The following is a 13,277-nucleotide window of genomic DNA, read 5'->3' as shown; positions in this document are numbered from 1 at the left end:
ACAATTAGAGATCATCATGCCAGCCATTGCCACTACTCGCAGCCTTAGCGACTATTCAAAGATTAATATCTCAGCATGCCGTCAACAGTTAAAACAAGCTGATAAGCCTTTTTTAGATTTTAGTTATCAATATCGTGGCAAGGCTTATAACTACTCTATCCAAGTATCAAAAACCCCCTGCAACTATGGCGGTCATCGTCATTGGTTTTTATGCCCGTCATGCTCAAAGCGTACAAGCGTATTATATTTTGCTGCTACTTACGTATGCAGACATTGTATTGGTGCTAATTATCAATCACAGCTACAGCAACCTATTGACCGCCTATTCAGTCGCTTACATACCATTAGACAGCGTTTAGGCTGGCAAGCAGGGATAGCATACGGCATAGGTGAACGACCCAAAAGAATGCATAAGAGCACGTACAATAGGCTAGTAAGTGAGCATGAGCAGCTAACAGCTAAGGTATGGCAAGCGACACTTGATAAATTACATTGCACCCATTGAGGCTAAGAGATGCGACTACCTGGCATTAACGACTTGATCCAAGATTTACAGCTCGCAAAGCAGATAGCGATTGAGGATAGAAACCCAAACGCCTTAATCATGGCAACCGTTAGCCAAGCTAAGTTACTAGGGCTAGATAAGCCGATCATCAAAGACGTAAATGCCGATGCTGTGCAGTCAATTAGTGACCTAATGAATGAGTTAGCAAACGATGACCAGTTACTACCAAAAAGGATAAGCCATGCACAAGATGAGTATTGACGAGTTAGTGACTGAGCTTGATGAAGCTAGATTGACGGCTAAAGCCAATGGGCAAGCGTCTGCTATGGTCACCGCTACGATGAGCAAAGCTAAGTTATTGGGATTAGATAAAGGCGTTAATGATGGTGATGAGGTGAAACCAGTATCAATCATGATAAACATGGTTGATGCTCGCAATCCTGAAAGGGTGTGCTAGTAAAGTCAATGAGCTAAACTTTTAATTACGCTCCAGTAAAAATATGCATATGGCAGCGGTCACCGCTTGCCAAGTCCTAAACAATTAGACCACCCTATGGCTACCAGTAACCAAAAATTAAAGCTACTGGCTACCAAAACGGCTACCAAACACTGATAATATATTATTATTAATAAGTAAATCAACTAGTTAAGACAATAAAAAAGCACTACCGAAGTAGTGCCTTTTTTATTATTGAGTCTTAGTATTTAATACTTCATTATTTTACGTCTTTCCAGAACTCTTTGTTCAATAAGTAAACTGGAATCAGTAATACTAATAAGAATAAAATCACAAAGAAGCCAATCACTTGACGATCATGACGAACAGGCTCAGCCATCCACGCCATAAAGTTAACCAAGTCACCAACCTCAGATTCAAACTCATCGGCACTCAGCTCTTCTTGCATATTATGCAAGACGTGAGGCATCGCAGCGTTGGCAAGCACTAAGTTATTAGCGCCCCAAGGACGGCTTGGATCTTCATAGAATGACAACAGGTACGTATATACCCAATCATCACCGCGCAGACGTGTCTCAAGAGACAAATCGGGAGGAGCAGCGCCGAACCATGATGCTTGGACTTCAGGGTCAATTTCAGCATTGATATGGTCACCGATTTGATCGGTGGTGACCATCAAATACTTCTCGACCAGTTCAGGTGGTATCTCTAAATCTTTAGCAATGCGCGAGTGGCGAACGTACTGTGCGGAGTGACAACCGGCACAGTAGTTCATAAAGATTTTCGCACCGTTTTGTAGCGAGCCTTTATTGGTAAAATCAATAGGGGCTGTGCTACAAGCTAAGTGTTCAACCACACCGTCAGCATTGGTGAAAGTACCGCATCCACCGCCGCCTGCTGCCAGTGCACTACCAGCAGTCAAGGTTAATGCCGCGCCTAAGCCTAGACCAGCTAGGGATTTAATTAGCGTGCTCATTAGTGACCTCCGGTAACGCGTTCTGGTGGCTGTTTACACTTCTCAATGGCAGTGTAAAACGGCATCAATAAGAAGAACAAGAAATATAGAACTGTGAATATACGTGACAAGATAGTCGCAGTCGGGGTTGCAGGTGTTGCACCCAAGTAGCCTAGTACCACAAAGCTAATCGCAAAGATAGTAAGCGCAATCTTAGATAAGATGCCTTTATAACGTATCGAGCGTACTGGAGATCTATCGAGCCATGGAATTAAGAACAGTACGGCAATCGCACCACCCATTGCAATAACACCACCAAGCTTATCAGGAACCGCACGTAAGATGGCATAGAAAGGTGTGTAGTACCATACTGGCGCAATATGCGCAGGCGTTTTTAGCGAGTTCGCTGTCTCAAAGTTTGGTGGCTCAAGGAAGAAGCCGCCGCCTTCTGGGAAGAAGAACACTACTGCAAAGAACAAGATAAAGAAGACAACAATACCAACCATATCATGCACAGTGTAGTACGGATGGAATTCAATACCGTCTAATGGTACGCCATTTTTATCTTTTAGCTTCTTAATGTCGATGCCATCCGGGTTGTTTGAACCAACATGATGCAGAGCCACTAAATGCATAAAGACTAAGCCAACAAGTACAAGTGGAATAGCGACCACATGCAAGGCAAAGAAGCGGTTTAGGGTGATACCTGAGATAATATAATCACCACGTACCCATTCAGCAAGACCATCACCAATCACAGGCAGTGCAGCAGGTAAGTTTAAGATAACCTGTGCGCCCCAGAATGACATGTTGCCCCAAGGAAGTAGATAACCGAAGAAACCTTCTGCCATCAATGCTAGGTAAATACCCATACCGATGAGCCAAATAAGCTCACGTGGTTTTTGGTATGAACCATATAGCAAGGCGCGGAACATATGCAAATATACTACGACAAAGAACGCAGACGCGCCAGTCGAATGCATATAACGGATGAGCCAGCCACCTTTAACATCACGCATAATGTATTCAACAGAGGCAAATGCCCCTTCGGCACTTGGGTTGTACATCATCGTTAGCCAAATACCAGTCACCAATTGGTTGACTAGTACGACCATAGATAGCACGCCAAAGAAATACCAAAAGTTAAAGTTCTTTGGTGCATAGTACTTTGACATATGATATTCATAGGTTTCAGTCGCAGGAAAGCGCGCGTCCACCCAATGCATTAACTTTTTACCCATGCTCATATTAAGCCTCCCCAATCGTCAAGATGGTACCATCCACGTTGTACTCTGGGACGGGTAAGTTAAGCGGTGCAGGAACACCACTATAAACACGACCCGCTAAATCGTATTTAGAGCCATGACATGGGCAGAAAAATCCACCGTACCAATCATTACCACCTAAATCGGCGGCGCCAACATCAGGACGGTAGTTTGGTGCACAGCCTAAATGCGTACAGACGCCTTCTACCACCAATACTTCTGGCGTAATAGAGCGTTCAGGATTTTTACAGTATTCAGGTTGCAAAGATGCATCAGAATCGGGGTCAGATAATAGTGGCTTTACTGATTCAAGCGTGGTCAGCATCTCTTCAGTGCGCTTGACCACAAAGATAGGTTTACCACGATATTTGACGACAATCATTTGTCCTGCTTCGATAGAACCAATATCTTGGGTCACTGCCGCACCAGCAGCCTCAGCTTTAGCGCTTGGGGTCCAAGAGCGGACAAAAGGTGTTGCCACAGCAGCTACCCCAGCTGCACCAATTACGGCAGTCGAGGCAATAAGAACTCTACGGCGTTGTACGTTAACGCCTTCGGCATGGCTCATTAAAACTTCCTCCAGGTGAATGAAATGGGATTATCCCACACTGGGTTTGTGGCTTAGAAAAATTACAATTATCAAGCCACGTTAGCTGTGCCTAATTTTGCTAATTGTTGCTATTCTAAGCTATTTCGGTCATAAAATAAATTATTGTGTTAAAAATAAAGCAACCTTGATAGGGCACACTACAACGTTAAACAAGGTAGGTAGTCTAAAAGACCTTACTTATCAATGTTTAACAGATGCTGGTATGCAACAAGGCTTATAGGAATAATGACCTTATAATTAATAAGGATATTCAGCAATAGCGAATGATACTTGAAATTCAGACAATGTTCACTAACTTTCAGCACATCACTACTGTGTAAGTAGCCGTTGGCCATTTATTACCACTCTACTTACTAAAATGAAATACTTATAAATCGGCCTACCTTTAATAGTGCATTTTAAATAAGATAGCTATTAAAGGCATAACCATTAAAAGTAAGGCCGTCATGATTCACACTAAGCCTGTAGTACTGTATTTTTCATGCTAACTAGAAATGCTAGCTCTCAAGATTATGCCAGCGCTCAAGCTTAATCATCATCTCATCTTCGATGACCAATAAGCGCTCACTAGCAGCAGTAGCGGCTTCAATATCTTTTGTAAACCACGAACCGTCAGCCAGCTTTTCTTCTAGCTGAGTTTGCTCAGCTTCTAGCGCGGCGATTTCTTTTGGTAAATTATCAAGTTCGCGCTGCTCATTATAGTTGAGCTTTTTAACAGCTGCATTAGGCTTTGCAGCGACCGCAGCTTTATTGCTAGATTTGTTATTGGCAGCATTATCGTTAGAAGATTTAGCACTCTTAGCCTTAGCCGCTTCTTCACGGTTTTTTTGTACCAAATATTCTTGATAACCACCGACATACTCTTTGACGATACCTTTGCCTTCTTCATCTTGGTCAAATACCCAAGTAGAAGTGACGACGTTGTCCATGAATGAGCGGTCATGGCTAATCAGCAGGATAGTGCCGTTAAAGCTACTAACAGACTCTTCTAATAGCTCAAGGGTGGCCATATCCAAATCGTTGGTTGGCTCATCAAGTACTAGAATGTTGGCAGGCTTTAATAGTTGCTTGGCAAGTAGCACACGGTTACGCTCACCACCTGATAAGGCTTTGACAGGCGTACGTGCACGTTCTGGTGCAAATAAGAAATCTTGCAAATAGCTCATGATATGCGTCTTGCGACCGCCGACTTCGACGAAGTCTGAACCTTCTGAGACGTTTTGCGCGACACTGGCCTCAAGGTCTAGCTGATCACGCAGCTGATCAAAAAAGGCAATTTTCAGATTAGTGCCAAGCTCAACCGTACCTGTCTTGGTGACTTCATCGTCAGACATATCGAGTAAGGCTTTAATCAGCGTGGTTTTGCCAGCGCCATTGGGGCCAACGATACCAATCTTATCGCCGCGCATAATCATGGTGCTAAAGTTATCGACTAAGACGTTGCCATCATATTCCAGATGCAAGTTTTTAACTTTACAGACCAGCTTGCCGCTTTTCTCGCCTTCGCCCATAGTGATATTGACGTTACCGACTTGCTCACGGCGACCGCTACGCTCTTCGCGTAAGGCTTTTAGCTCACGGACGCGCCCTTCGTTACGGGTACGACGAGCTTTGATACCTTGGCGAATCCAAACTTCTTCTTGTGCCAGTTTTTTATCAAAGTTAGCATTGTTTTTTTCTTCAGCGAGTAGCTGTTGCTCTTTTAATTCTTGATAACGGGCATAACCTTTAGCGCCTTGGGTGACGTCATAGCTCGTTAATTGACCACGATCAAGCTCAACGATACGGGTGGCGAGCTTATTCACAAATGCTCTATCATGGGTCACGAACAACAAGGTCAAACCTTGCCAATCTAATAAGAAACGCTCTAACCATTCGATACTTTCAACGTCTAAATGGTTGGTTGGCTCATCAAGTAATAGCACATCAGGCTTAGTGACCAGTGCACGGGCAAGTAGTACGCGGCGTTTACGACCACCGGATAATGAAGATAAGTCGTCTTCTGGATCCAGTCCCATAGTGGTAATCAAACGGGTTGCATCGCGTTCTAAATCCCAACCATGTACGGCATCAATATCATGCTGCAGGGTTGCCATATGCTCGCAAGCGTCCATATCGCCATTGGCGCACATATCGACTTGCTTATTATAGTTTATAAGCAAATCAGCGGTGCGGCGGCTACCGCCCATCACGATGTCTAAGATACGTCCGCTGGTTTCAGGGACGTCCTGTTCTAGCATCGCAACACGCATGCTGCTATTGGTGATAATCTCACCGCTGTCAGGCTGCAATGAGCCGTTAATCAGTTTAAATAAGGTGGATTTACCTTCGCCATTACGGCCAATTAAACACACACGCTCGCCAGCATTAATCGCAAAATCAATGCCATCAAGAACAGGAGCGACGCCAAAGGCTAAGTGAATGTCTTTTAAATGTATCAATGCCATAGAATATCTTAAGCTTATATAATAGTGAGGTAGGGGTTGTTGCAAAATTGCCAGCAGTATAACATGCTGCCACCTAACTGTAGTATGCGTATATGCATTTATAAGCACTATTTTATAACAGTTATTTTAAACGGTCATGTGCAAGATTTGACAAAGGCCACGACCATATCATCTGGTATTGAGAATAATATGACTGAACTGAATTCGATAGATAACAATCCCTCTAATAGTCAAGCTGAGCAGTCAGATAGCAAAGCGGATTTACAAGCACAGGTCATTGAATTACAGATGAACTTGTCTCATCTTGAGGTTACTATAGAACGGCTTGATGAGGTTATTACGCGTCAAGACAGAGATATACAAACCTTGCAGCGTCAGGTGCAGTTTATCTATAAACAAGTTCAAAGCCAAGATGGGGAGGGCGGTGTAGCGCCATTTGATGTTATAGCAGATAGACCGCCACACTATTAATAAGTAGAAAAACATTTCTTATTAATAGGCAGTATGACGTGCTGTTTATCATAAGGATATATGTGAGTTTTTGCATAAATATACCGTCTAGTGACTATCCGGTCATATTAGAGGAATAATGTTTTTTTAGGTTGTCTTAATGTAAAAAAAACATTAGTATCCTTTCCCTTAGATACTGTCTACCTAACTAAGTTCGGTGTAGCGGTAAAACAATGTGGATGTTTGGAGATACACAATGGGCGTAAATTTCAATCTAAAGACTCTTACGGTAGCTTTGGCTGCTCTGTCTGCAGCTAGTATCGCTAGCGCGGCAGGTCTTGATCGTTCGGGTCAAGATATCACGGCATTTTTGCAAGATGGCACCTATGCTGAAACCGTTTATACCTATATCGATGCTGATGTGAGTGGTAAAGACTCTTCAGATAATAAAATTGATGATATCGCAGAGTCGTATGATTTTTTCCGTTATGGCGTAAAAGCAGATATCAATGAGACCTTTAGTATCGGTATCTTATATGATGAGCCGTTTGGTGCTGCCGCTGATTATAGCGGTAAGAATGATTTTATAGATGCAAAGGGTGAAGGCACCAATGTAGAAGTACGTACTGAAAGTATTACTGGTATTCTTGGTGCAAAACTTGGTGAAAACAAAAATTTCCAAGTATATGGTGGTCCAGTAGCCCAACGTGTACAAGCAGATGTGAAATTACGTGGAACTGCTTATAGTGTTGCTAATGGTTATACTACAAATATCAGTACTGATCAGGACTATGGCTGGATTGCAGGTGTAGCTTACAGTAAGCCCGAAATTGCTTTAAAAGCTGCATTGACCTATCGTTCAGAAATTGAACATGATACAAAAGCTGCAGAAATCTATCCTTTTGTCGCTAATTTACCACCTGCGGCAGGCCTTTCCACTAATAGAAGCGGCAACATTGAAATTAATACACCTAAGTCTTTAAATTTTGACTTTCAAACGGGTATTAATCCGACTACGTTAGCTACGGCTAAAGTGCGCTGGGTGCCTTGGAGTGATTTCGCGATTACGCCATCGTTATATAATGATGTTAGTAAAGTCTTAGCCACATTACCTGCTGGAGCGGGTATACCTGCTGAGGGTCTAGATTTAGTTAGTTATGATAAAGACCAGTGGCAGATTGAGTTGGGTCTTGCTAAGCGTTTAGCGCCAAAGTTTGCAGTTAGCGGTACCGTTGGTTGGGATAGTGGTGCTGGTAACCCTGTCACCTCACTTGGTCCAATTGAAGGTTATTACAGTGTCGGTCTAGGTGGTAAATATGACATCACTGAGAACTGGGCAGTATCAGCTGGTGGTAAATACCTATGGTTCGGTGATGCTGAAGGGCAAATACCAAGTAAAACAGTTGTTAGTAACTTTGAAGACAATGATGGCTTTGCCTTTGGTATCAAGCTATCTTATCAAGCTAAGTAAAACTAGAAATTGTTAATATTGATATAAGTTATATTTTGTAGATAAAAAGACGACCTTAAATGGGTCGTTTTTTTTATGTTTATAATAAAGAAAATAAAATAATAAATACCTTTTAACTGAAGAGTAAAAACTTATATTTTCCGATTTAAGTTCGCTAGTATAATTAATTAAAAATTAATGATTCTATTTTAGTAAACTATTGTTTATTAAAGGAATTTAGTTTTTTGTACCGTTCAGTCATTAACAAGAAATAATGCATTTTAATTGTTGTTTTAGTGTCAGAAAGTCATTACTATTCATTTCAGGACGTCGTTTACATAATCTTATATTTCGCGTAACAATGCTAAATGTTAATTATTACAACGATTAAACAATGAGGATGTTTGGAGATATACAATGCGCGCTACTTTTCATTTAAAAACTCTTGCTGTAGCGATTGCTACTCTTTCTGTAGCCAGTATGACCAATGCTGCAGGTCTTGATCGTTCAGGTCAGGATATCACTGCATTCTTACAAGATGGCACATACGCTGAAGCCGTTTATACCTATATCGATGCTGATGTTAGCGGATTTGATAACAGACGTGTTGCTAGTGACGATGCAGGTTATATTCAAGGTAACAGTACAGGTGATATCGCTGAGTCTTATGATTTCTTCCGCTATGGTGTAAAAGCAGATGTTAACGATACTTTTAGTGTCGGTATCTTATATGATGAGCCATTTGGTGCTGCTGCTGCTTATACTGGAGACAATAATTTTACCGGTGCTCCTACTGCAGCAATAGATGGTCTTATTGCACAACAGTTAGACGGAAAAGTTCCAGGACAAACAATTACTAGCGCTGCAGGACTTGATACGTACGTTAAAGGGGTCCAGCAACAATTAGCAGCAGGCAGAGAACAAGTTAGACAAGGTGAAGCAGCGATTGCGGCGAATCCAGCTCTTGAACCCGTTTTGCGTCCTCAAATTGATGCTGGTAAAGCGCAAATTGCTGCCGGCGAAGCACAAGTAGCTCCTTTGGTAGGGCTCAATGGTTACGCTGCTGGTCAACTTTCTAACACTGAGGGTACTAACGTTGAAGTGCGCTCTGAAAGTATTACCGCTATCATGGGAATGAAGCTTGGTGCCGATAAAAACATCCAGATTTATGGTGGCCCAGTTGCTCAGCGCGTTCAAGCTGATGTAAGATTGCGTGGCAGTGCATATGGACCTGCCACAGGTTATACTTCACATATTAGCCCAGATCAAGATTATGGTTATATATTAGGCGCTTCATATAGTAAACCCGAAATTGCTTTAAAAGCAGCACTGACCTATCGTTCAGAGATTGACCATAAAATGGATATTACTGAAACATATCCACTAGCGGGTCTGTTAGCGGGTAATCCAGCGGCGGCCACTCAAACTAATGCAATGGAAATTACAACGCCAAAATCAGTAAACTTTGATTTCCAGACGGGTGTTAATCCAACAACATTAGCTACAGCAAAAGTACGCTGGGTACCATGGGGTGATTTTAATATTACACCACCGTTATATAATGCAGTTAGTAAGAATAACCCTGCATACGGTCCTGATGGCTTAGCACTGGTTGAGTATGGCGATGATCAGTGGCAGGTAGAACTTGGTCTTGCTAAACGTTTAGCGCCAGCTTTAGCAGTCAGTGGTACAGTTGGTTGGGATAGTGGTGCAGGTAATCCAACGACATCATTGGGTCCAATTGATGGCTATTATAGCGTTGGTCTAGGTGCTAAATACAACGTTACCCCTGAATGGGCGGTATCAGCAGGTGGTAAATACCTATGGTTCGGTGATGCCAAAGGTCAGCTACCTACTCAGCAAATTGTTGGTGATTTCCAAGACAATGATGGATTTATTGCTGGCGTGAAATTATCTTATCAAGGAAAGTAATTAAGTTTTCTATTGCTAAGTAGTAAGACTAATGTTCGTAAAAGCAAAGTAGCCGTACAGGTTACTTTGCTTTTTTTGTACTTATATATTTAGAAAGTGCCTTAAAAGAGCTTTTCGATTAACATGCCTAATACATGGTATTCTTTATTAATATCCAGTATTATCATGAGCTTAATTTGAATCGATTAATATTTTTTCTTAGTAAATAATTTATAGGCTCTCATATATTGCCTTAAAGTTTGAAAATGGAGTTGCTATAAGACTCAACTTTAATTATGATACTTAAGTCGGTTACGTTATCTTACATAGCTGTAATGTCTGATGTTTAGGAAATGTGAAGATCGAGTCATCGATTCTTACTTCTAAAGATTTAGTTCAAAGTCGTTTGGCAAAGGATTGCATAGCATCAGCTGAAGTTACTGATATAAGACATATTAGAACCAAGCTATTTGCCAGTTATTATATTCATGGAGGATATCAAGTGTCTCAAAAATTCCCTATCTCTAAACTCACCCTTGCTCTTATTACTCTATCGGCTGCGTCATTGACACAGGCCGCTGGTCTTGATCGTTCTGGTCAAGAAATTAAAGGGTTTTTTAATCCCGGCACCTATGCAGAAGTTGATTTCGCTTATATTAGTACAGACATCACCGGTCATGACAATGGTTATAAAGATCCTCAGAACGCAGGAGCCTCTATTGGACTTTCGAAGAATGAGTCAGACTATGTAAAAGGTAATGCTATTAATAATATCACTGACGATCCTTATACTTTCATGCGTTATGGAGTAAAAACAGACGTCAACGAAAATATCAGTGTTGGTCTATTTTATGATGAGCCTTGGGGTGCTGAAGTAAGACATTCAGGCAACAATAGTTTTGTTGCAAATGAAGATCAGTTAGTAGCTGTTCCCAACCCAGGTAAAAAAGAAGATGAATCTCAATCAGATTTTATACCTTTACCTATGGAAGTAGTAAATCCTTCAGTTGGTACTGATGGCTATGATAATGCGACTAATGTGACTGTACATACTGAATCATGGACAGGTTTGGTTGGTTATAAATCTAATGGTTTCCAAGTATATGGTGGTCCAGTTTTGCAAAAAGCAAAAGCTGACGTACATCTACGAGGCAACGCTTATACCGCACTTACAGGCTATGATGCAAACGTTAACAATGATACAGCTTGGGGTTGGGCAGCCGGTCTTGCCTATAGTAAACCGGAAATAGCATTAAATGCTGCGCTGACTTACCGTTCAAAAATCAAACATAAAGCGGATATTGCTGAAACTTTGCCTTTGCTAGGTACTGGTCTCAAGGATATTGCTTTAGGCAATATGGGTCTGACACCAGAACAAATAGCTGCGATAGGTCCAAATGCTATTACTGAAACATCTATTAGTACTCCTGAATCAGTTAACCTAAATATTCAGACCGGATTAAGTGAGAAGTATCAGTTATTGGGTACGCTTGATGTGCGCTGGGTACCATGGAGCGATTTTTCGATTGTTCCGCCTTTATATAATGCATTTTCTAAAGTCGCCGAACCTAACGGACTACCGTTACTAGATTATAGCGAAGATCAATGGAAGGTTGATGTTGGCTTAGCTAAACGCTTCAATGAAAAGCTTGCAGGTTCAGTAGTAGTGGGTTGGGACTCTGGTGCCGGCGATCCAGCTAGCTCTCTAGGACCTGTAAAAGGCTATTATAGTATTGGAGGGGGTGTCAAATATAATGTAACCCCAGAGTGGGCGGTGTCAGTTGGTGGTAAATATCTCAAATTTGGTGATGCGACAGCGCAACTTCCAAATGGATATACTGTAGGTAAGTTCGAAGATAATGATGGCTATATTGCCGGTGTGAAACTTTCTTATCAAAGCCAGTAACTTGTCATTTAATAATGACATCTTAAATACAATATTTTTAAAGCTTCTCTAATAGATTTGTTAGAGAAGCTTAATCTAGAATATCTGTGATAATGGGTTAATTTAATGTTCATGTAAAATTTAGCATCTTTCAAGTGAACGTTTAGGTCTATTTCAATGAACAAACGTGTTTTTTATTAATTGACTTTGTAAACTAAATTTGATTATCTATAGTTCTTATCTAAACATTAGTATGACCAGTAGTAGATAAAGGAATATCAATCAATCATCCATGGAGGAAGAAGAATGTCACCTAACCGTCATTCAATCACGGCCGTATCAACAGCTAAAAAATTTAAAACCCCGCTTAAAGTTAGTGCTGTACTGCTTACAACAATGATACTCGCAGCTTGTAACACTACAGATGATCCTTCTTATAATTTAAAAGATGTCTTTCCTATAGTCAAGCCTGAGCCTAAGCCGCCAACGCCAACGCCAACGCCAACGCCAACGCCAACGCCAACGCCAACGCCAACGCCAACGCCTACGCCTACGCCTACGCCAACGCCAACGCCTACGCCTACGCCTACGCCAACGCCAACGCCAACGCCGACGCCAACGCCAACGCCAACGCCAACGCCGACGCCGACACCGACACCGACGCCAACGCCAACGCCAACGCCAACGCCAACGCCAACGCCGACACCAACGCCGACACCAACGCCGACACCAACGCCGACACCAACGCCGACACCAACGCCAACGCCAACGCCGACACCGACGCCAACGCCAACGCCGACACCAACGCCGACGCCAACGCCAACGCCAACGCCAACGCCAACACCAACGCCAACACCAACGCCGACACCAACGCCGACACCAACGCCGACACCAACGCCGACACCAACGCCGACACCAACGCCGACACCAACGCCGACGCCAACGCCGACGCCAACGCCGACGCCAACGCCAACGCCAACGCCAACGCCAACGCTACCAGTTAATGAGGTCAATCCTGTAGATAGTGAAATGACAGGTGTGCAAAGTTTTACTCTATCTAATGCTGACGCGATTGGTTTCAGATCATTCTGGGACGATAAGGATAATAAAGCGAGTGATGACAGAAAAGATGAATTTACTAACACCAGGAACGGCAATAACTTTACCGCTTTTGATACTTTAACCGCTCGTGCTGATTTAACTAAACCTGATACTGTGAAGGGAAGTGTCACTGCGAAGATATCTACCCCTAGTGATGCTATTTACAATAGTAATACTAAAGGATTCAAGGTATACAATGGTTCAGCAAAAGTTGATGTTGCTAAGCCTATTAGTACTAGTT

13 protein-coding genes are annotated in these 13,277 nt (G+C 42.3%); 8 read left to right on the top strand and 5 right to left on the bottom strand.

What is annotated here, in order from left to right:
- Positions 1-16 precede the first annotated feature (16 nt).
- From FHS24_RS09140 to FHS24_RS09130, 3 genes are read left to right on the top strand one after another with little or no spacing between them, the layout of a single operon-like run.
- Positions 17-505, top strand: a complete 489-nt coding sequence (locus tag FHS24_RS09140) for a hypothetical protein (RefSeq protein WP_183620854.1) — start codon at positions 17-19, stop codon at positions 503-505.
- 9 nt (positions 506-514) lie between these two features.
- Positions 515-766, top strand: a complete 252-nt coding sequence (locus FHS24_RS09135) for a hypothetical protein (protein ID WP_183620853.1) — start codon at positions 515-517, stop codon at positions 764-766.
- Positions 747-962 carry a hypothetical protein gene (locus tag FHS24_RS09130; RefSeq protein WP_183620852.1) on the top strand — a complete coding sequence of 72 codons (216 nt, stop codon included), beginning with the start codon at positions 747-749 and terminating at the stop codon, positions 960-962. Before FHS24_RS09135 ends, FHS24_RS09130 begins: the two co-directional genes overlap by 20 nt.
- Before the next feature lie 259 nt (positions 963-1,221).
- Here the strand turns inward: FHS24_RS09130 and FHS24_RS09125 are convergent, their stop codons facing one another.
- The 4 genes from FHS24_RS09125 to FHS24_RS09110 all read right to left on the bottom strand — a co-directional run bounded on the left by FHS24_RS09125 (position 1,222) and on the right by FHS24_RS09110 (position 6,239).
- A complete protein-coding gene (locus FHS24_RS09125) occupies positions 1,222-1,938 on the bottom strand; it encodes a cytochrome c1 (protein WP_183620851.1) in 717 nt (238 codons plus the stop codon).
- Complete coding sequence (locus FHS24_RS09120) at positions 1,938-3,143, bottom strand: cytochrome b (RefSeq protein ID WP_183620966.1); 1,206 nt, start codon at positions 3,141-3,143, stop codon at positions 1,938-1,940. The genes FHS24_RS09125 and FHS24_RS09120 overlap by 1 nt, the downstream gene beginning before the upstream one ends.
- Positions 3,144-3,165: 22 nt before the next feature.
- Positions 3,166-3,750 (bottom strand): ubiquinol-cytochrome c reductase iron-sulfur subunit, encoded by a 585-nt coding sequence (petA, locus tag FHS24_RS09115; RefSeq protein WP_183620850.1) that lies wholly within the window; start codon positions 3,748-3,750, stop codon positions 3,166-3,168.
- Positions 3,751-4,289: 539 nt separating this feature from the next.
- On the bottom strand, positions 4,290-6,239 hold the full coding sequence (locus FHS24_RS09110) for an ATP-binding cassette domain-containing protein (RefSeq protein ID WP_183620849.1): 1,950 nt from the start codon (positions 6,237-6,239) through the stop codon (positions 4,290-4,292).
- A 189-nt stretch (positions 6,240-6,428) separates the two neighbouring features.
- On the opposite strand from FHS24_RS09110, the gene FHS24_RS09105 reads away from it, so the two are divergent.
- The 4 genes from FHS24_RS09105 (at position 6,429) to FHS24_RS09090 (ending at position 11,956) form a co-directional block, all read left to right on the top strand.
- Positions 6,429-6,710 carry a SlyX family protein gene (locus tag FHS24_RS09105; protein WP_183620848.1) on the top strand — a complete coding sequence of 94 codons (282 nt, stop codon included), beginning with the start codon at positions 6,429-6,431 and terminating at the stop codon, positions 6,708-6,710.
- A gap of 235 nt (positions 6,711-6,945) precedes the next feature.
- Positions 6,946-8,160, top strand: a complete 1,215-nt coding sequence (locus FHS24_RS09100; protein WP_183620847.1) for an OmpP1/FadL family transporter — start codon at positions 6,946-6,948, stop codon at positions 8,158-8,160.
- A gap of 396 nt (positions 8,161-8,556) precedes the next feature.
- Positions 8,557-10,071 (top strand): outer membrane protein transport protein, encoded by a 1,515-nt coding sequence (locus FHS24_RS09095; RefSeq protein WP_183620846.1) that lies wholly within the window; start codon positions 8,557-8,559, stop codon positions 10,069-10,071.
- Between the two features lie 481 nt (positions 10,072-10,552).
- On the top strand, positions 10,553-11,956 hold the full coding sequence (locus FHS24_RS09090) for a hypothetical protein (protein ID WP_183620965.1): 1,404 nt from the start codon (positions 10,553-10,555) through the stop codon (positions 11,954-11,956).
- 413 nt (positions 11,957-12,369) lie between these two features.
- Here FHS24_RS09090 and FHS24_RS09085 read toward each other — a convergent pair whose 3' ends face one another.
- A complete protein-coding gene (locus tag FHS24_RS09085) occupies positions 12,370-12,948 on the bottom strand; it encodes a hypothetical protein (RefSeq protein ID WP_183620845.1) in 579 nt (192 codons plus the stop codon).
- A gap of 16 nt (positions 12,949-12,964) precedes the next feature.
- Here FHS24_RS09085 and FHS24_RS09080 point away from each other — a divergent pair.
- Positions 12,965-13,277 (top strand): hypothetical protein (locus FHS24_RS09080; protein ID WP_183620844.1); only part of this gene is annotated, 313 nt, incomplete at its 3' end.

Origin of the sequence: Psychrobacter luti (assembly GCF_014192115.1) — a bacterium.
Classification (GTDB): domain Bacteria; phylum Pseudomonadota; class Gammaproteobacteria; order Pseudomonadales; family Moraxellaceae; genus Psychrobacter; species Psychrobacter luti.
This window is presented reverse-complemented; position numbering and strand designations above follow the sequence as displayed.